16 protein-coding genes and 5 tRNA genes are annotated in these 20,534 nt (G+C 41.5%); 3 read left to right on the top strand and 18 right to left on the bottom strand.

What is annotated here, in order from left to right; all coding sequences use genetic code 11:
• Positions 1 to 58: 58 nt before the first annotated feature.
• The 18 genes from rpoC to IPH84_10170 all read right to left on the bottom strand — a co-directional run bounded on the left by rpoC (position 59) and on the right by IPH84_10170 (position 16,357).
• Positions 59 to 4,342, bottom strand: coding sequence for a DNA-directed RNA polymerase subunit beta' (gene rpoC / locus IPH84_10255; protein MBK7173591.1), 4,284 nt, complete (start codon positions 4,340 to 4,342; stop codon positions 59 to 61).
• 111 nt (positions 4,343 to 4,453) lie between these two features.
• Positions 4,454 to 8,257, bottom strand: coding sequence for a DNA-directed RNA polymerase subunit beta (gene rpoB / locus IPH84_10250; GenBank protein MBK7173590.1), 3,804 nt, complete (start codon positions 8,255 to 8,257; stop codon positions 4,454 to 4,456).
• A gap of 140 nt (positions 8,258 to 8,397) precedes the next feature.
• Positions 8,398 to 8,778 (bottom strand): 50S ribosomal protein L7/L12, encoded by a 381-nt coding sequence (rplL, locus tag IPH84_10245; GenBank protein MBK7173589.1) that lies wholly within the window; start codon positions 8,776 to 8,778, stop codon positions 8,398 to 8,400.
• A 68-nt stretch (positions 8,779 to 8,846) separates the two neighbouring features.
• Positions 8,847 to 9,368 carry a 50S ribosomal protein L10 gene (locus IPH84_10240; protein ID MBK7173588.1) on the bottom strand — a complete coding sequence of 174 codons (522 nt, stop codon included), beginning with the start codon at positions 9,366 to 9,368 and terminating at the stop codon, positions 8,847 to 8,849.
• A 44-nt stretch (positions 9,369 to 9,412) separates the two neighbouring features.
• Entirely contained in the window at positions 9,413 to 10,108 is a 696-nt protein-coding gene (locus IPH84_10235) for a 50S ribosomal protein L1 (protein ID MBK7173587.1), read from the bottom strand.
• 65 nt (positions 10,109 to 10,173) lie between these two features.
• Positions 10,174 to 10,617 (bottom strand): 50S ribosomal protein L11, encoded by a 444-nt coding sequence (gene rplK, locus IPH84_10230; protein MBK7173586.1) that lies wholly within the window; start codon positions 10,615 to 10,617, stop codon positions 10,174 to 10,176.
• 49 nt (positions 10,618 to 10,666) lie between these two features.
• Positions 10,667 to 11,212, bottom strand: a complete 546-nt coding sequence (nusG, locus tag IPH84_10225; protein ID MBK7173585.1) for a transcription termination/antitermination factor NusG — start codon at positions 11,210 to 11,212, stop codon at positions 10,667 to 10,669.
• A 50-nt stretch (positions 11,213 to 11,262) separates the two neighbouring features.
• A complete protein-coding gene (gene secE, locus IPH84_10220) occupies positions 11,263 to 11,460 on the bottom strand; it encodes a preprotein translocase subunit SecE (GenBank protein ID MBK7173584.1) in 198 nt (65 codons plus the stop codon).
• A 15-nt stretch (positions 11,461 to 11,475) separates the two neighbouring features.
• Positions 11,476 to 11,548: transfer RNA gene (locus IPH84_10215), tRNA-Trp, on the bottom strand.
• A gap of 121 nt (positions 11,549 to 11,669) precedes the next feature.
• Positions 11,670 to 12,857 carry an elongation factor Tu gene (tuf, locus tag IPH84_10210; GenBank protein MBK7173583.1) on the bottom strand — a complete coding sequence of 396 codons (1,188 nt, stop codon included), beginning with the start codon at positions 12,855 to 12,857 and terminating at the stop codon, positions 11,670 to 11,672.
• Positions 12,858 to 12,908: 51 nt separating this feature from the next.
• A tRNA-Thr gene (locus IPH84_10205) sits at positions 12,909 to 12,980 on the bottom strand.
• A gap of 73 nt (positions 12,981 to 13,053) precedes the next feature.
• Positions 13,054 to 13,126: transfer RNA gene (locus IPH84_10200), tRNA-Gly, on the bottom strand.
• A gap of 9 nt (positions 13,127 to 13,135) precedes the next feature.
• Positions 13,136 to 13,217, bottom strand: a tRNA-Tyr gene (locus IPH84_10195).
• Positions 13,218 to 13,234: 17 nt separating this feature from the next.
• Positions 13,235 to 13,307: transfer RNA gene (locus tag IPH84_10190), tRNA-Thr, on the bottom strand.
• A 176-nt stretch (positions 13,308 to 13,483) separates the two neighbouring features.
• Positions 13,484 to 13,783, bottom strand: coding sequence for a ribosome-associated translation inhibitor RaiA (raiA, locus tag IPH84_10185; GenBank protein MBK7173582.1), 300 nt, complete (start codon positions 13,781 to 13,783; stop codon positions 13,484 to 13,486).
• 13 nt (positions 13,784 to 13,796) lie between these two features.
• Positions 13,797 to 14,756, bottom strand: coding sequence for a tyrosine-type recombinase/integrase (locus tag IPH84_10180; protein ID MBK7173581.1), 960 nt, complete (start codon positions 14,754 to 14,756; stop codon positions 13,797 to 13,799).
• A 129-nt stretch (positions 14,757 to 14,885) separates the two neighbouring features.
• Entirely contained in the window at positions 14,886 to 15,080 is a 195-nt protein-coding gene (locus IPH84_10175; GenBank protein ID MBK7173580.1) for a 30S ribosomal protein S21, read from the bottom strand.
• Between the two features lie 146 nt (positions 15,081 to 15,226).
• A complete protein-coding gene (locus tag IPH84_10170; GenBank protein MBK7173579.1) occupies positions 15,227 to 16,357 on the bottom strand; it encodes a hypothetical protein in 1,131 nt (376 codons plus the stop codon).
• Between the two features lie 349 nt (positions 16,358 to 16,706).
• On the opposite strand from IPH84_10170, the gene ccsA reads away from it, so the two are divergent.
• From ccsA to IPH84_10155, 3 genes are read left to right on the top strand one after another with little or no spacing between them, the layout of a single operon-like run.
• Entirely contained in the window at positions 16,707 to 19,115 is a 2,409-nt protein-coding gene (gene ccsA / locus IPH84_10165; GenBank protein MBK7173578.1) for a cytochrome c biogenesis protein CcsA, read from the top strand.
• Between the two features lie 18 nt (positions 19,116 to 19,133).
• Positions 19,134 to 19,922, top strand: a complete 789-nt coding sequence (locus IPH84_10160) for a DUF2520 domain-containing protein (protein ID MBK7173577.1) — start codon at positions 19,134 to 19,136, stop codon at positions 19,920 to 19,922.
• 17 nt (positions 19,923 to 19,939) lie between these two features.
• Positions 19,940 to 20,461, top strand: coding sequence for an HAD-IIIA family hydrolase (locus IPH84_10155; protein ID MBK7173576.1), 522 nt, complete (start codon positions 19,940 to 19,942; stop codon positions 20,459 to 20,461).
• Positions 20,462 to 20,534: the final 73 nt, after the last annotated feature.

Below are 20,534 nucleotides of genomic sequence, written 5' to 3'. Positions count from 1 at the left end.
TTCATTCAAATGAACAATTCGCTTTCATAAGCTCTATAAATTATGGATTACTTCAATATTATTCAGCCTTGGATGCCAGCATACGAGCATATTCTTCCCTTGATCCAACGATCAGGTGTTCATATTCACGCAATCCGGTTCCGGCAGGAATCAGGTGACCTACAATAACATTTTCCTTCAAGCCTAACAGTTCATCACTCTTGGCCTGGATTGATGCCTGTGTAAGCACCTTAGTAGTTTCCTGGAATGAGGCCGCAGAAATCCAACTTCTAACCTGGAGTGACGCACGGGTAATCCCTTGCAACACTTGTTTAGCAGTAGCTGGTTTTGCATCGCGGGCATCAACAAGCTTCTTATCACGACGCTTTAGTAATGAATTCTCATCCCTAAGTTTCCTGGCTGTGATAATCTGACCTGGTTTCAGCGTAGCGCTATCACCCGGATCTTCAACTACTTTCTTGCCAAAAATCCAGTCATTCTCATCATTAAAATCGGTCTTATTCACCAATTCTCCTTCAAGGAACTTAGTATCACCCGGATCAACAACATCAACCTTACGCATCATCTGCCTGACGATAACCTCAAAGTGCTTATCGTTAATTTTTACACCCTGGAGTCGGTATACTTCCTGGATTTCATTAACGATATATTCCTGTACTTTCATCGGGCCTTTAATGGCAAGAATGTCAGCAGGTGTAACAGCACCATCAGACAGAGGTGTTCCGGCGCGAACATAATCGTTCTCCTGTGCCAGGATTTGCTTGGTGGTAGGAACAAGGTAACTGCGTTCTTCCCCGGTTTTTGAGGTAATGATTACTTCACGGTTTCCACGTTTTAGTTTCTTACCGAATGAAACCACACCATCAATTTCAGCAACAATTGCAGGATCAGAAGGATTACGTGCTTCGAATAATTCCGTTACACGTGGTAAACCTCCGGTGATATCACCTGTTTTACCAACAGCTCTGGGGATTTTAACAAGGATTTCACCGGCTTTGATACTTCCGTTATCGTCGATCTGGAGATGTGATCCCACCGGGATATCGTAATTCCTCATCTCCTCACCATCCGGAGTAACAATCTTTATAACCGGGTTCTTCGTTTTAATACGTGATTCAATAATAACCTTATCCTGGTATCCGGTTTGTTCATCAGCTTCTACCTTGAAGGTCACCCCTTCAATGATATTATCAAAAACAATTTTACCGGTTACTTCTGAAAGGATAACAGCATTGTAAGGATCCCAATCAGTGATCAGGTCACCTTTCTTTACAGTATCTCCATTCCTGAGATAAAGGTTTGCACCATATGGGATGTGACCTGAAGCAAGGACAATACCTGTATGGGTATCCATAATCCTCATTTCAGCGGAACGTCCGAGTACGATATCGTAGGATTTTCCTTCTTCATTCACATATTCAACAGAACGGAGTTCATCGATTTCAATGAGACCATCATATTTCGCAATAATTCTGGATGAAGAAGCAATATTGGCACCGGCAACCCCCCCAACGTGGAAAGTACGAAGGGTAAGCTGAGTACCAGGTTCACCAATGGATTGAGCTGCAATAACACCAACAGCTTCCCCTTTCTGGACCAATCGGCCGGTAGCCAGGTTACGTCCATAGCATTTGGCGCAAACGCCTTGCTTGGATTCACAAGTCAATACCGAACGGATTTCAATGGTTTCAATCGGAGAATCTTCAATGCGCTGACAAATTTCTTCCGTTAGTTCCTGACCTGCAGCTGCAAGTAATTCGCCGGAATTAGGATGATAAATATCATGTAAGGTTACACGACCTAAAATCCTGTCATACAATGATTCAACAAGCTCCTCATTTTTCTTGAGTGCTGTTGACATCAGACCACGGAGTGTTCCACAGTCCTCTTCAGAAATAATAACATCCTGGGCAACATCTACAAGACGACGTGTAAGGTAACCAGCATCTGCGGTTTTGAGAGCCGTATCAGCAAGACCCTTACGGGCACCGTGAGTAGAAATAAAGTACTCAAGAACTGATAAGCCTTCCTTGAAATTAGAAAGAATCGGATTCTCAATAATTTCTCCGCCGGTAGCACCTGATTTCTGAGGCTTAGCCATCAAACCACGCATCCCTGATAACTGCCTGATCTGCTCTTTTGAACCACGGGCTCCGGAATCCAGCATCATATATACCGGGTTGAAACCTTGTTTATCTTTTGAGAGATCTTCCATTACCTTACGGGTAAGGTTGGAGTTTGTATGGGTCCAGATATCAATAATCTGGTTATAACGTTCATTATTGGTGATGAAACCCATATTGTAGTTGTTCATTACTTCTTCAACTTCAATATTGGCTGCAACTACCAGTTCTTCTTTCAATTTCGGAACAATAACATCTCCAAGGTTGAATGATAATCCACCCTTGAAAGCCATCTTGTAACCCATATCCTTGATATCATCCAGGAAGGCTGAAGTTTTGGCTGTGCCAGTTTTCTTCAGAATATCACCGATAATATCCCTTAAAGATTTCTTTGTAAGTAATTGGTTGATATAACCATATTCTTCCGGAACAACCTGGTTGAAAAGAACACGTCCAACCGTTGTTTCAGTTAGCTTATTAACCAGTTCTCCATCTTCTGATACATTCACCTTCACATTAATATATGCATGAAGGTCAACCATTTTCTCATTAAAGGCAATGATTACCTCTTCAGGTGAATAGAACTTCATTCCTTCTCCCTTAACAATATTCTCGCCTTCTGTTCTACGGCCTTTAGTAATATAATAAAGACCAAGTACCATGTCCTGTGAAGGAACGGTAATAGGAGCTCCGTTAGCAGGATTCAGAATATTATGAGAAGCCAGCATGAGTATCTGAGCTTCCAGGATAGCAGCATTTCCAAGGGGAACGTGAACAGCCATCTGGTCACCGTCGAAGTCGGCATTGAACGCGGTACAAACCAATGGGTGGAGCTGGATAGCCTTCCCTTCAATCAGTTTAGGCTGGAATGCCTGGATACCAAGCCTGTGCAATGTAGGAGCACGGTTTAGTAATACAGGATGGCCTTTTAAGATGTTTTCAAGGATTTCCCATACTACAGGGTCTTTCCTGTCAACGATTTTCTTTGCTGATTTTACAGTTTTAACAATGCCTCTTTCAAGCATTTTACGAATAATAAACGGCTTGAAAAGCTCACTGGCCATATCTTTTGGAAGGCCACATTCATGAAGCTTCAGTTCGGGTCCAACAACAATAACTGAACGACCTGAATAGTCGACACGTTTACCCAACAGGTTTTGACGGAAACGTCCTTGTTTTCCTTTGAGACTATCGCTCAGGGATTTCAAAGCACGATTGGATTCGGTCTTAACTGAACTGGCTTTTCTTGAATTATCGAACAATGAATCAACGGCTTCCTGGAGCATACGTTTTTCATTACGCATGATCACATCAGGGGCTTTGATTTCAATCAGCCTCTTAAGGCGGTTGTTACGGATAATTACCCGACGATATAAATCATTCAGGTCACTGGTAGCAAAACGACCACCATCCAAAGGAACGAGAGGACGAAGTTCAGGTGGAATAACAGGCACAACTTTCACGATCATCCATTCAGGGCGATTCTCAGCCCTGGATTTGGCATCACGGAAAGCTTCAAAAACCTGTAACCTTTTTAATGCTTCAGCTTTACGTTGTTGTGATGTTTCGGTATTAGCCTTGTGACGCAGATCATAACTGACAGTATCCAGATCAATGCGGCTAAGTATTTCAAATAAAGCATCAGCTCCCATGCGAGCAATGAACTTATTAGGATCACTGTCTTCAAGGTACTGATTCTCTTTTGGTAATTTATCAAGAATATCGAAGTACTCTTCTTCTGTAAGGAAATCAAGGTACTTCACACCCTCATTTGCCATAGTACCTGCCTGAACAACAACATATCGTTCATAATAGATAATGGCATCTAATTTCTTGGAGGGTAATCCAAGCAGAGCGCCAATCTTATTGGGTAAGGAGCGGAAATACCAGATATGAGCCACAGGAACAACCAATTGGATGTGTCCCATACGTTCACGTCTTACTTTCTTTTCCGTTACTTCAACACCGCAACGATCACAAACGATTCCCTTATAACGGATCCGTTTATACTTACCGCAATGACATTCCCAATCCTTCACAGGTCCGAAGATCCGTTCACAGAATAAGCCATCACGCTCAGGTTTATAGGTTCTGTAATTAATGGTTTCGGGCTTGAGCACTTCACCACTTGACCTTTCAAGGATCGATTCCGGTGATGACAGGCTAATCCTGATCTTGGAAAAATTGCTGTTGGCTGTATTTTCTTTTCTGAAAGCCATATATTTCGAAAGGATTTACGTATTGAACATTTAGAGAGACTTTGAGAATGCAGAACTACCGGCATCCTGTATCATCCGGAATTCCGGAAGATACAGAACCGGCAGATATCTTTATTCGAAACTTACGTTCAGGCCTAAGCCTCTCAATTCGTGTACAAGTACATTGAATGATTCGGGTATACCCGGAGTAGGCATATTCTCACCTTTAACGATGGCTTCATAGGCTTTTGCACGACCTACAACATCATCGGACTTAACAGTTAGAATTTCCTGCAGAATATTGGCTGCCCCAAAGGCTTCCAATGCCCAGACTTCCATTTCCCCGAAACGTTGACCACCAAATTGGGCCTTACCTCCAAGGGGTTGTTGTGTAATAAGTGAATAAGGTCCGATGGAACGGGCATGCATCTTATCATCAACCATGTGATGAAGTTTCAGCATATAGATGTAACCTACTGTTGCAGGCTGGTCAAAACGTTCACCGGTGCCTCCGTCATACAGGTATACCCTGCCATTGTGCGGAAGACTGGCTTTATCCATCAAATCATTGATCTGGAATATCGATGCCCCGTCAAAAATCGGAGTTGCATAAGTTGTCCCCAATTTTGCTCCGGCCCATCCCAATACAGTCTCGAAAATCTGTCCGAGGTTCATACGGGAAGGTACACCCAGCGGGTTCAGTACAATGTCTACCGGTGTGCCATCAGGCAGGAATGGCATATCTTCTTCACGAACAATACGGGCAACAATACCCTTATTACCGTGACGACCGGCCATCTTATCACCTACCTTCAGCTTGCGCTTCTTGGCAACATAAACCTTTGCCATCTGAACAATACCATTGGGTAATTCATCACCTACTGTGGCTACAAATTTCCTCCGGTTATAAACACCCAGCAATTCCTTGTACTTAATAATATAATTGTTGATGAGCTGTTTGATCAGGTCATTAACTTCCTTATCAGTTGTCCATTTGTTGGGGTTAATGCTATTATAATCAAGTCCTAACAGCATTTTTTGAGTGAATTTCACCTTTTTGGGGACAATCTCATTCTTAAAGTTGTTGTAAACCCCTTGTGAGGTCTTACCACTTACAAGAACAGTGAGTTTATCCACGAGCTTCTGTTTCAGCTCATTGGTGCTCTTCATGAATTCATCGTCGAGATCTTTAACGATATCTTTCTCCTTGGCTTTAAGTTTCTTATCCTTAATCACCCTGGAAAACAATCGTTTATCAACAACAACACCCTTCATTGAAGGAGGCGCCTTAAGAGAAGCATCCTTCACATCACCGGCTTTGTCGCCAAAGATTGCACGGAGGAGTTTCTCTTCAGGTGTGGGATCACTTTCTCCCTTTGGAGTAATCTTTCCAATGAGAATATCACCTTCATTCACTTCCGCTCCAATTCGGATCAGACCATTTTCGTCCAGATCCTTGGTAGCTTCCTGGCTAACATTAGGGATATCATTGGTGAGTTCTTCAACACCACGTTTGGTATCACGAACTTCGAGGGTAAATTCTTCAATATGTAAAGAAGTAAAGATATCTTCCTTCACTACTTTTTCAGAGATAACGATTGCATCCTCAAAATTATACCCTTTCCAAGGCATGAATGCAACCATCAGGTTACGACCTAATGCCAGTTCTCCACCACGGGTGGCATAGCCTTCGCACAGAACCTGTCCCTTTTTCACCTTATCGCCTTTTCTAACGATCGGACGAAGGTTTATACAGGTATTCTGGTTCGTCCTGGTGAATTTAGTAAGGTTATATACCTTCACATCATCATCAAAACTAACAAGTCTTTCTTCTTCAATCCTTGCATATCGGATAACAATCTGGGTTGCATCAACATATTCAACCATTCCGTCACCTTCTGCATTGATAAGAGCCCTGGAATCCTGGGCAACTTTCCCTTCAAGCCCGGTACCAACAATAGGTGCTTCCGGGTTTAAGAGAGGAACTGCCTGACGCATCATGTTTGATCCCATCAGCGCACGGTTTGCATCATCATGTTCGAGGAACGGGATGAGCGAAGCTGCAATGGAGGCAATCTGGTTAGGGGCAATATCCATGAGATCCACCTTTTGTCTTTCGATCAAAGGATAATCCGCAAGGTAACGTACCTTAACCCTGTCTGATGTGATCAGGCCATCCTTATCGATTGATGTGGTAGCCTGGGCAATAATCTTATTTTCTTCTTCTTCAGCACTCAGGTAAACTGTTTCATTCAGTTCAACCTTACCATCAGTAATTCTCTTATAAGGAGTTTCAATGAAGCCCAGCTTATTGATTTTAGCATAGACACAGAGAGAAGAAATGAGACCGATATTCGGTCCTTCAGGAGTCTCGATTGTACAGAGACGCCCATAATGGGTATAGTGAACGTCGCGCACCTCAAATCCGGCCCTTTCCCTGGAAAGACCCCCTGGACCCAGGGCGGAAACCCTGCGCTTATGGGTGATCTCACTCAGTGGATTGGTTTGATCCATGAACTGCGACAACTGGTTAGTCCCAAAGAATGAATTGATAACACTCGAAAGTGTTTTAGCATTGATGAGGTCCATTGGAGTGAAAACCTCGTTATCACGAACGTTCATACGTTCGCGAATAGTCCTGGCCATACGGGCAAGCCCTACACCAAACTGGTTATAAAGCTGTTCACCTACAGTACGGACACGACGATTGCTCAAGTGGTCAATATCATCTACTTCGGTCTTGGAGTTAATAAGACCAATCAAATACTTGATAATTGAGATGATATCTTCCTTGGTGAGAACCCTGGTATCCAGGTCAGTGTTAATTCCCAATTTTTTATTAATCCTGTAGCGACCAACATCGCCAAGATCATAACGTTTATCGGAAAAGAACAATTTATCAATGATACCACGTGCTGTTTCCTCATCAGGAGGTTCTGCATTACGCAGCTGTCTGTAGATGTACTCTACAGCCTCTTTCTCATTATTGGCGGTATCTTTCTGAAGGGTGTTGAAAATGATGGCAAATTCCTGGGAATTGACATCTTCACGATGCAGAAGTATGGATTTGGCACCAGAATCAACGATCATATCCACATGATTGGATTCCAATACGGTTTCACGATCGATGATTACTTCTGTACGTTCGATGGATACAACTTCACCGGTATCTTCGTCACCGAAATCTTCTATCCAGGTTTTGAGTACCCTGGCAGCCAATCGGCGACCAACATATTTTTTAAGACCTGCTTTGCTGACTTTTATTTCTTCAGCGAGGTCAAAAATTTCAAGGATATCCTTGTCGCTTTCATAACCGATAGCTCTCAGCAATGTGGTAACAGGAAGTTTCTTTTTCCTGTCGATGTAAGCATACATCACATTGTTGATATCAGTAGTAAATTCCATCCAGGAACCTTTGAAAGGGATAATCCTGGCGGAGTACAACTGCTGTCCATTGGTATGGTAGCTTGTCCCGAAGAATACACCCGGGGAGCGGTGCAGCTGTGATACTACTACCCTTTCAGCTCCATTGATAGCAAAAGTACCTTTAGGAGTCATGTATGGGATCATACCAAGATATACATCCTGAATAATGGTCTCAAAATCTTCATGCTCCGGGTCGGTACAATAAAGCTTCAATTTTGCTTTAAGGGGGACACTATAAGTTAAACCCCTTTCCAGGCATTCCTCAATGGAATAGCGAGGGGGGTCTATGTAATAATCAAGAAACTCCAGAACGAAGTTATTCCTCGCATCAGTAATAGGAAAATTCTCGGAGAAAACCTTGAATAGTCCTTCATTGATACGATTATCAGGATTTGTTTCCAGCTGGAAAAAATCCTGGAATGACTTGATCTGAATTTCGAGAAAATCGGGGTAATCCGCCTTTATCTGGGTGGTACCGAAATTGATCCGTTCGATTTTATTTGAAGCCAATGCAGTAAAATTTAAGGATGAACAAATAAAGTATTTAAACAATTAATCCCGATTCAAGAATCGGGAAGGAAACAAACTGCTCACCTACGCGTAAGGCATAAGTAAGCAGTCTGTTTGGTAATTGTGCCAAATAGCATTATTTACTTAACCTCAACTTCAGCGCCGGCTTCTTCAAGTTGTGATTTAAGGGCATCAGCTTCGTCTTTTGAAACGCCTTCTTTGATGGCTTTTGGAGCAGCATCAACGAGGTCTTTTGCTTCTTTAAGACCGAGACTGGTAAGTTCCTTAACAAGTTTTACAACAGCCAATTTTGCTTGGCCTGCACTCTTGAGGATCACGTCGAATTTGGTTTTCTCTTCAGCTGCAGGAGCGTCGCCACCTGCTGCAGGACCGGCCATCATGACTGGAGCTGCTGCTGCTGGTTCAATACCATATTCATCTTTGAGAATTTTAGCCAGTTCGTTTACTTCCTTAACTGTCAGGTTAACCAACTGTTCAGCGAAAGCTTTTAAATCTGCCATTTTATTTGATTTTAAAGTGTTTTACTAATTAGATTAATTTTTGTTTTTTTGCTCACTGTACCTGAAAATTATTCAGGACGTTCGGATAAGGTCTTGAGCACACCTGATAATGTTTGTCCGCCTGACTGAAGAGATGAAATAACATTCTTTGCAGGTGACATAAGAAGAGCGACAACATCAGCGATAAGTTCATTTTTACTCTTGATAGCAATGAGTGCATCAAGTTCCTTATCACCGATAAAAGTCATTTCTTCAACATAGGCTCCTTTTAACAGGGGCTTATCGGATGTTTTCCTAAATTCCTTGATCAGCTTGGCAGGGATATTTCCCTGATTTGCGATCATAATTGAGGTGTGACCTTTCAGAACATCAAACAATGGGCTAAAGTCCTTGCCGGAATGAACCATTGCTTTTTGGAGCAGGGTATTTTTCACGACAATCAACTTGACATCCCTTTTGAAGCACAAACGGCGCAAACGATTAGTGTTAGCAACGTTCATGTCTGAAATATCAGTAATATAAAGGTAATTTGAAGCCTTTAATTCTTCGGTAAGGGTATCGATCAGCTGATTCTTATCTTCTTTTCTCATAATGATGTTTGTTCTTAAGGATCAAATACTTACTCTTACCAGGCTTAGGCTGTGATCGATTTTTGATCAATACGAATTCCAGGACTCATTGTACTGGACATGAAGACACTTTTCATGTAGGTTCCTTTTGCAGAGGATGGCTTCAATTTGATAATGGTAGAGATTAACTCTCTTGCATTTTCAATGATTTGATCCTGTTCAAAAGAAACTTTACCGATGGAGGCATGAATAATCCCGTACTTATCAACTTTAAAGTCGATTTTCCCGGCTTTCACTTCCTGTACGGCTTTTCCTATTTCCATTGTAACGGTACCGGTCTTGGGGTTTGGCATCAGACCACGAGGTCCGAGGATACGTCCCAGAGCACCGACTTTAGGCATGATGGACGGCATCGTAATGATAACGTCAACATCAGTCCAACCTTCCTTTATTTTTTGGATATAGTCATCAAGACCTACATGGTCAGCTCCTGCGGCTTTTGCTTCTTCTTCCTTTTCAGGAGAACAGAGCACGAGGACCCTCACAACTTTGCCAGTTCCATGGGGTAGGGTAACAATACCACGTACCATTTGGTTGGCTTTACGGGGGTCAACGCCAAGGCGAACATCAATATCAACAGAAGCGTCGAATTTAGATGTTGTTATCTCCTTGACAATTCGTGCAGCATCAGCAAGCGCATAAGCAGCGTCCTTGTCGTATTTAGCTAAAGCCAGTTTATGATTCTTAGTCAGTTTAGCCATTTCACGTCAGGTTAATAGAAATGATACACATTGTTGAATGTAATTGGAATGCTTATGCATAGCTATTACAGTGCAAAAGGGGCTTCGCCTTTAACCGTGATACCCATACTCCTTGCTGTACCGGCAACCATTTTCATGGCTGATTCCAGTTCAAAGCAATTGAGGTCAGGCATCTTGTTTTCGGCAATAGCTTGTACCTGTTCCCAGGTAACAGATGCTACTTTCTTACGGTTAGGTTCGGCAGAGCCGCTTTTCAGCTTTGTTGCTTCAAGGAGTTGAACGGCTACTGGAGATGTTTTAATGACAAATTCAAATGATTTGTCCTTATAAACAGTAATGATCACTGGAATAATTTTCCCAGACTGATCTTGCGTACGTGCGTTAAACTGTTTACAAAACTCCATAATGTTCACACCCTTGGAGCCTAAAGCAGGTCCAACAGGGGGCGAAGGATTAGCCGCACCTCCTTTGATTTGCAGTTTAATTAAGCCAGCAACTTCTTTTGCCATTTTGCAATTTTCTTAAAGGATTTGTACTTGCGGATTAACGTAAAAGGAATTAAGATTCCTTTGCAACTTGCATGAATGATAATTCGAGAGGTGTTTTTCTCCCGAAAATCTTTACCATGACTTTCAGCTTTTTCTTCTCTTCATTGATTTCTTCAATCACACCGCTGAAACTGTTGAAAGGACCGTCAGTCACAGTTACGGTTTCACCAACTATGAACGGTACACTGAGTTCGGCGCCTTGCTCAGAGAGCTCATCGACTTTACCCAGAATTCTGTTCACTTCGGCCGGTCTCAGGGGAACGGGTTCATCCTTCGAGCCAAGGAATCCCAAAACCCCCGGAATGTTGCGAATAATGTGTGGAATTTCGCCCACCAAAACTGCTTCAACAAGAACATATCCAGGCAAATAGCTACGCTCTTTGCTGATTTTCTTGCCATTACGCACCTGGTATACTTTCTCAGTTGGAATAAGCACTTGTGAAATGTAGTCCTGAAGATTCAGGCGATTAATTTCACTTTCAAGGTATTGTTTAACCTTTTTCTCATTCCCGCTGATGGCTCGTACCACATACCATTTTTTCACTTGATCGCCCATGCCGGATGGTGAATTAAGGTTGGTATTAATATTAGACTGCAGTAAATCTGCTAAAACAGTTGATAAAACTGCTGCAACAATACTGTAAACGCCTTATCCATCAAAAACACAACAAGTGCAATGATAAGGGAAGCAATGGATACTACGACAGCACTGTTTTGTAACTCACTCCAGGTAGGCCAGGATACTTTGTGCATGAGTTCATCGTAACTCTCTGTGACGTACTCTACGAACTTATTCTTTGCCATTTTTCTAATATTTAGCACGGGTGGTAGGGGTCGAACCCACAGCCTACGGTTTTGGAGACCGCCACTCTACCAATTGAGCTACACCCGTTCAGTTCTTGCCTGTTCAGTTCGTCTGCCCTAGGACAGGCAAAACAACCACAAACATTAATTATTTAAGGCAGGAAAGGTGTTCCTCATGACGGGAACACCACTCCTGTGTTTTTTATGTATTAGTCCAGAATTTCAGTTACCTGACCTGCACCTACTGTACGACCACCTTCGCGGATAGCGAAACGGAGGTTCATATTCATAGCGATTTCAGCGATCAAATGAACTTCAATTGTGATATTATCACCAGGCATACACATTTCAACACCAGCTGGCAGGGTAATTTCACCTGTTACATCAGTGGTCCTGAAATAGAACTGAGGACGATATTTATTCTGGAATGGAGTATGACGTCCACCTTCTTCTTTCTTCAGGATATAAACCTCAGCTTTGAAATGTTTGTGAGGAGTAATTGAACCTGGTTTTGCAATAACCATACCACGACGGATGGTGTCTTTATCAACACCGCGAAGTAACAAACCTGCATTGTCACCAGCTTCACCAGTGTCAAGAAGTTTGCGGAACATTTCAACACCAGTACAAACTGATTTCATTTTTTCAGCACCCATACCGATGATATCAACTGGATCACCAACATGGATGATACCGGTTTCAATTCTACCTGTAGCAACTGTTCCACGGCCTGTGATTGAGAATACGTCTTCAATAGGCATAAGGAATGGTTTGTCAACCAAACGCTCTGGTAAAAGGATCCAATTATCACAAGCATCCATGAGTTCCATGATCTTATCAACCCATTTCTCTTCCTTGTTCAGTCCACCAAGAGCTGAACCCTGGATAACAGGAGTTTTGTCACCGTCGAATCCATAGAATGTGAGAAGATCACGAATTTCCATTTCAACGATTTCAAGAATTTCTTCATCATCAACAAGGTCAACCTTGTTCATGAAAACCACCAGACGAGGAACACCTACCTGACGTGCGAGAAGGATATGCTCGCGGGTCTGAGGCATTGGACCATCAGTAGCAGCAACAACGATAATAGCACCGTCCATCTGGGCAGCACCAGTAACCATGTTCTTAATATAGTCAGCATGACCTGGACAGTCAACGTGAGCATAATGACGATTCGCAGTCTGATACTCAACGTGGGCTGTATTAATGGTAATACCTCTTTCCTTTTCTTCCGGAGCGTTGTCAATTGAATCGAATGACCTGAATTCCGAAAGACCTTTTTCAGCCAACACAAGAGTGATAGCAGCCGTGAGCGTGGTCTTTCCATGGTCAATGTGACCAATGGTACCGATGTTCACGTGAGGTTTTGAACGATCGAATTTTTCTTTTGCCATGATAATTAATGTTTATGGATTTACTTGTTAATGTTTAAGCACAAAAAATTGAGCCTTTGAGGAGAGTTGAACTCCTGACCCCTTCCTTACCAAGGAAGTGCTCTACCACTGAGCTACAAAGGCTTTTAATCCCTTCTGTTAACAGCATCACCCGGAAATCTTGGAATGAAAACCGGGAGCCGAGAACTATATCTTGAGCGGAAGACGGGGCTCGAACCCGCCACCTATAGCTTGGAAGGCTATCGCTCTACCAAATGAGCTACTTCCGCTGATGTTTGTGGGGGGAGGAGGATTCGAACCTCCGAAGGCTTAGCCAACAGATTTACAGTCTGCCCCATTTGACCGCTCTGGTATCCCCCCAACATATTAATGAACAGAGCCGATAGAGGGACTCGAACCCCCGACCAGCTGATTACAAATCAGCTGCTCTACCAACTGAGCTACATCGGCAATTTCCCACTTTTGTTTAAAATACTAGCTTTTACTCAATCCTCGCAATCCAACAACCTTAATCCCAGTAAATTAGAATGATATTTTATAAAACAAAAGCAGTCCTTTCAAAAAGGACTGCAAATTTAGACACTTTATTTGAATTACCAAATGAGTAATGAATATTTTTTTAATATTTATTCTCCTCTCTGTTTTTCCTTGTGTTTAGTTAGTTGGCGACGTAGCGCTTCCACAGCAGTATCAGCCGCTTCTTCAAAGGATTTACTCTGTTTTCTCGCAAAAAGATCATTCCCCGGCACCATTAACTTTATCTCGGCTATCTTATTATCCGGTGCATCCGTATTATCAACCCTGAGGGTAACTTCGCTCCCGATGATTCCATCGTGAAGGCTTACGAGTTTGTCCATCTTTTCGGAAATAAAATCATCAAGTTTCTTGTCCGTCTTGAAATGAACTGAGTTAATCTTCACTCTCATAGTTCCTCCTTTTTTACGCCCTTGGATGGGCTTGTTTAAATATCAGTTTTAATTTCTCTATCGTATTGTGAGTATAAACCTGGGTAGCCGCCAGGCTGGTATGTCCGAGTAATTCCTTTATTGAATTCAGGTCAGCACCATCATTCAGCATATGTGTTGCAAAAGTATGCCTCAATACATGAGGGCTAAGCTTCGACTGTGATGAAACCTGCGATAACAGCTTATGAATAATATCATAAACCTGCCTGGCCCCGATCGGTCGTCCGGCAGATGTAACAAATAAAATATCGGTATTGTTTCTCTGTTTTGAATAATTGGCAGACTTCACCTTCCTCCTGTTTGTTTGTAATAAGTCATCAGTAATTAAAGCCTGTTCCAGCATAATTTTTTCCTTACTCCTGATATATATTTCCAATTGAGTACAAATGTAACTACCAATTGGAATAATTCTTTCTTTGTTTCTCTTTCCTAACACTTTTAATGTGCCCTTAACCAGGTCTAAATCCTGACTCTTTAGCCCAAGTAGTTCCGATCGCCTGATTCCGGTTGAATATAGCAGCATAATCATTGTCCTGTCCCTGCATCCTTCAAAAGTATCCTCAAAATGTATTTCCTGGAATAAATCTTCCATTTTATCCTTGTCCAAAAAAACAGGTAAACCGGAAGATGATTTCGGAGCATTCACTTTCTTTAATGGATTGAGTTCAATTTCTCCACTCCGAAGACAAAAATGATAAAATGAATTTAGTGTGGATAATTTCCTGTTGACTGAACGGGATGTGATATTAGCCTCAAGAAGGGATACCATCCATGACCGAATCATTTCAGGTAAGGCATTTTCCGGATGTTCTTCATTGTATTGAGCCTGCAGATATGCAGAGAATTGCATTAAATCATGCTCATATGACTTGATGGTATGCGGAGAAAACCGCTTTTCAAACCTAAGATAATCAATAAATCTCTCTTTCAGCATTCTAAAAAATCAACAGGAAGTAACCACGCTCTTTCAAAAGTTCTAATTAGCTAACGCTAAAAATACAACATTATTTTGAAAAGAGCAAGACTTACTTCCTGCCAATCGGTAAAAAAAATTACCTTAAAATCACTTTTCCTCTGCCTGCTGGAGCTGCTGAACGTAAACAGCATGGAGAATCTCTTCTCTACGTTTCACAGATGGCTTCGTGAACTTCTGCCTTTCGCGGAGTTCTTTAACGACACCGGTTTTTTCAAATTTACGTTTCAGTTTCTTCAACGCGCGGTCGATGCTTTCGCCTTCTTTTACAGGAACAATGATCATGATGAAATAACTTCCTTTCGGTTAGTGATTAATACTGAATTATTTAGAGGGGTGCAAAGATATGAAAAGAATTTATAATGATAAAGAAATTCAAAATAAATAATATTCTTTTACGACAAGGCTACCTGTGAACCAATACTCAATGCTCAATAATCAACTATTTGTTTTTGATAAATCCTGTACCTTTTATAAACCTCCCCTCCCATTTTCTCCATCTCACGACGCATCCTATGGTTTGTCTCGAGTTCCAGGTGACTGTCGATGAAATGCATCCCTCTCCTTTTTGCTGTCTCCAGCATCTTTATCCCCATGATTACATCCAGTCCTTTCCCCCGATATTCTTCTCTTATTCCTCCCAATAAGAGGTTTAACTGCTTTGATTTTGCTCTGGCATGAATGATTCTAAGGATACCAAATGGCAGAATCCGCCCTTTACAAGCGATAATCCCCTTGCTTATATCAGGCATTCCTATAATGAAGGATAGAATATTGCCTTGGCGGTCGCGTATAACTTTTATAAAATTGGGATCTAGCAATGGCAGGTATCGGTTGGCAAAATCATCCATTTCTTTCTCATCGAATGGAGCAAATGCATACAAATCAGCAAATGTTTCATTTAGTAACCTAAGTACAGGGTGAATTAAAGGTTTGATTTTTTTCCGTTCGGTGAATTCCAGGATTTCGACATCATTATTAATCAAGGCTCTTTTATAAATGGCCTGGTAGAATTCCGGAATAGTATCAGGAATTAATACCTTATATACCACACAGTCAATTTTCTTTGTATAACCTTCTGCTTCAAGCATCTCAGGCATATAAGGGAAATTGCCATTGGTAGCCAATACAATGGGCTCACCAAAACCATGAACCATGAATCCCTGTGGGTCTTTATCTGAGAAGCCAAGGGGGCCGACAAGTTTCTGCATTCCCTTTTCCCTTGCCCAGTTTTCTACATATGAGATAAGTGCATGGAATACTTCCGTATCATTCCATGTCTCCATAAAACAAAAACGTCCATCTTTCTCCTGATGAATCTCATTATACCGGTGATTCACAATCCCCATAATCCGACCAACCACCTTACCATTTTTGTAAGCAAGTGCCAGAATGGTGTCGCAATATTCAAATGCTTTGTTTTTAGAAGGATTGAAAAAAGTACGATCATCAAGATAAATTGGAGGTACCCAGTTGGAATGACCTTCATGAATAATAGCAGGCAGATGAATAAACCGGTGCAAATCCTTTTTGCTTTTAACTTCCTTTATCTCAATAACCATTAGACAAATTTTGATACAAACAAGAAATCGACAGGCAATAATAATAAATTAATAAATTATTCACTAATAATTAATCCATAGGTATAGAATTGGGCTTTCATTTCACAACGAAAGAAATAAATGGCCGGTCGTAATGTACATATGAATATTCAGCAACTGCTTCAATTCAATTTATCTTGTCTTGCCAAATGAAATAATATTGGAAAAACGACTTATTATCAATACTTTAAAATGGTTAGGCAGTTTCCATTTCATTGAATGATTCTAAATATTGCATTCCAAATTACAAGCAGGTTCATTTTCTATTTGTTTTTAAGATTAAATTTGTGCCATAAACATATTTCGATACATGAATATACAATATATAGGAGAGCACCTCCTCGCTGGTTCTTTAGGTAAAGGATTTATCTGGGCAAGCACAATTTCATTGCTGATTTCCATCTTTTTCTACATTCAGGCTACCCGGAAACCTGGGATCCGCGTGAAGTACGAATTGACGGCAGATTCATTTTTTATCCTACACTTCCTAACCCTCTTAGCTACAATAGGAACTCTTTATTTCTTAATATTCAACCACTATTTTGAATATTCTTATGTGTGGCAATATACGGGAAAAGACCTGGCTCCCAAATTCCTCCTTTCAAGTTTATGGGCAGGTCAGGAAGGAAGTTTCCTGACGTGGGCACTTTTACAAGGCTTCCTCGGTTTAATCCTCTTCAGGACAGCAAAGGAATGGAAACCATGGGTAATGACGGTTTTTCTTTCCGGCCAGGTATTCCTTATATCTATGGTATTAGGCGTTAAATTAGGTGGCATTAACATTGGAGCCAGTCCATTCAACCTCCTCAGGGAAATGCCACAGAATATGGGAATTGACCTTTTTAAAGAGCCAAATTATCTTTCCATGATCATTGATGGCAATGGACTGAATCCATTACTTGAAAACATATGGATGGTCATTCACCCGCCATCATTATTCCTTGGATATGCCATCACCCTTATACCTTTCAGTTATGCATTGGCTTCTCTCTGGAGAGGTCAATATCATAGCTGGCTTCGTCCTGCTATTCCCTGGACACTGGCTTCAATCTTATTACTCGGAAACGGGATTATCCTGGGTGGTCGATGGGCTTATGAGTCCCTTACTTTTGGTGGATTCTGGGCATGGGATCCGGTTGAGAATGCCTCATTTGTTCCCTGGTTATTGCTCGTGGCATCCTTACACCTCATGCTGATTGCCAGTAAAAGATTCCATTCCTATGGAACAACCTACCTGTTCACCTTCTTAGGATGGTTCTTTGTGGTCTATGCAACTTATCTTACCAGAAGCGGGGTTCTTGGAGAAACTTCTGTTCATGCCTTTGGAGACAGCGGAATGGCATTGCAGATGCTAATCTTCAACGGGCTCTTCCTTATTATACCAATTATTCTACTGATAATAAAGAGGAAATATTTCGCAAAGAAAGATGGTGATGAGGTAATTTCGAAGGAATTCTGGATGCTTATTGGTTCTGTTATCATAGTACTTTCAGCATTCCAGGTAATCCTTACTACTTCAATCCCAGTTATTAACAAAGTCCTTGGCACTGCTATCGCACCTCCTGTTGATAATGTCAATTTTTATAACACATGGCAACTACCATTCGCTTTACTTGTCGCATTACTGATATCCATCAGCCAGTATCTTACTTATGGCAGAAATGAAGTAAAGCCCTTTCTAAAAAAGATGATGATCAATGCGGGAATTGCATTGCTGGTATCTGCCCTGGTGGCTTTTGGAGATGGCATTACCCGTATTAGTCACCTGTTGTTGTTATATTTTGTAATATTTGCCACCACAGTTTCCATTGATTATATCATTAAATACATGCGCAAAACTACGAACCTTGGTTCAGCTTTCACTCATGCGGGTTTTGCCATTTTCATTCTTGGCGTTTTGCTTGCTTTCAGCAATTCACAAGTAATTTCCAGGAATACTTCAGGAATGGACCTCGGTCAGGCAGAAGACAATAAGGAAAACCTGCTTCTGATGAAAGGTATAAGTCAGCCTATGGGTAAATACCTGGTGACATATAGCAGTAGTGAGGAAAAAGGCCGTGAAACATTCTATAAACTTGATTTTGTTAAAAAAGAGGACTTTTCAGAAGGGAAAATCGCATTTTCTGTATTCCCTTCCGTGAATCATAATGAAAGAATGGGAAATGTATACAATCCGGATACCAAGCACTTTATTGATAAGGACATCTATACTTTCATCAGTTTTACCCAGACAATCAATGGTCCGGTGGATTCAGCAGGCTATTCAAGGTCAGGTGTGGAAGAGATGCATATGAAGGATACGATCATCATTTCCAGAAGCTATGTAATCCTCGATACCATTATCGCCGACATGAAGGAGGAAGACCCCAATAATGCATCCCTGACTGCCAATTTCAGGGTACTCAGTATGAATGCGGGGGCCCTGGAAACCAGTATGAAGTACCTTATAGTGAATGGTGAACTTAAGAGGGAAGATGCAAATATTGATGCTTTGAACGTGAAATTGAGTTTTGAAGGCGTGTCCCCTGATTCTCAGGCCATCATGGTTGGAATTTATGAAAAGAAGGAAGATTTCATTGTTATAAAGGCTGTGATATTCCCTTATATGAATGTACTCTGGTTTGGGATCATCCTGCTTTTCTCAGGCTTAAGTTATGCTATCATACGAAGGGTTAGCACTAAAAAAGAAGGAAAGACGACAGAAACTACCAAAGAATAAGATTAGCAGCTCTAACCCATGACCTTCCCTTCCGAAATCCGGAGTATTAGTCTGATTGGTGCCGGAAATGTTGCCTGGCACCTGGGGAAAGGATTGAAAAGAAAAGGATACCTGATCAGAGAGGTGTACAGCCGAAATGAAGATTCTGCACAAAAGCTGGCAAACGAACTTGGTTGTTTCCACACTTCCTCTCTTTTGAACCTCCGACAGGACACGGATCTATTCATACTTGCTGTTACTGATTCAGCGATTTCATCAGTTGTTAAAGAACTCAAACTGAAGAATCAAATAGTCGTGCATACAGCAGGTTCAATAAATATGGAGGCACTGGCAAGCCTATCTTCCGAATATGGTATCCTTTACCCTCTCCAGACCTTCTCAAAAGATATCCCACTGGATCTCACAAGAGTTCCAATATTTATTGAAGCTTCAGGGCAAACAACACTCAGACTTTTAGAAAAACTTGCTTCCGATCTTTCAGATATTGTTCGTTTTGCAGATAGCAGGCAGAGAATGATGTTACATGTTGCGGCTGTTTTTGCCTCAAATTATACCAACCTCATGTTCACGATGGCCAGTGATATCCTTCGGAAGGAAGGTCTGAACTTTGACGATCTTAAACCTCTGATAACCGAAACATCCAGGAAAGCCTGCCTGGGGGATCCAGCGATGGTCCAGACAGGACCGGCGAAAAGAAATGATCTTGAGGTAATTCAGAAACACATTGACTTACTTGCTTCTCAGCCTGAATATGCAGAACTTTACCGATTGTTGGCTGAAAAAATCATCTCAAGATTCAATGCTTAATTTCATTCAGGTAAGTTATGTCAAATTATAAGGAACGCCTCCTCAAGATCAATACTTTCATTTTTGACTACGATGGAGTACTAACAGATGGTACAGTAATCCTCATGAGTAACGGGGAAGCTTTGCGGACTGCCAATGTCAAAGATGGATATGCCTTACAGCTTGCTATGAAAAAGGGATATCGCATCGCCATCATATCCGGAGCTTATTCTGAATCAGTAAAAAAACGCTTTGAATCATTACGGGTAAGTGATGTTTTCCTCGGAGTAGAACGCAAAATAGAAGTTTTTGAAGAATATCTTGCCGAACATGGCCTCAGCACTGAAGAAGTTCTGTTCATGGGTGATGATATCCCTGATTATGAAATCATGCGTAAGGTAGGGGTTCCCACATGTCCTTCTGATGCGGCTGAAGAAATCAAGGCACTGGCAACATATATTTCACATCATAACGGAGGACATGGATGCGTACGCGATGTGATTGAGCAGGTTCTGAAAGTCCAGGGACAGTGGATGAATGAAGATGCTTACCATTGGTGATCAATTGTTAATTCGACAATTTGACAATTCGGCAATTTGACAATTCGGCAATTTGACAATTTGACAATTCGAC

It is taken from the genome of Bacteroidales bacterium, assembly GCA_016707785.1.
In the GTDB taxonomy this organism is placed as follows: domain Bacteria; phylum Bacteroidota; class Bacteroidia; order Bacteroidales; family UBA4417; genus UBA4417.
The sequence above is the reverse complement of the archived record's forward strand: the minus strand, read 5'-3'. Positions and strand labels throughout refer to the sequence as shown.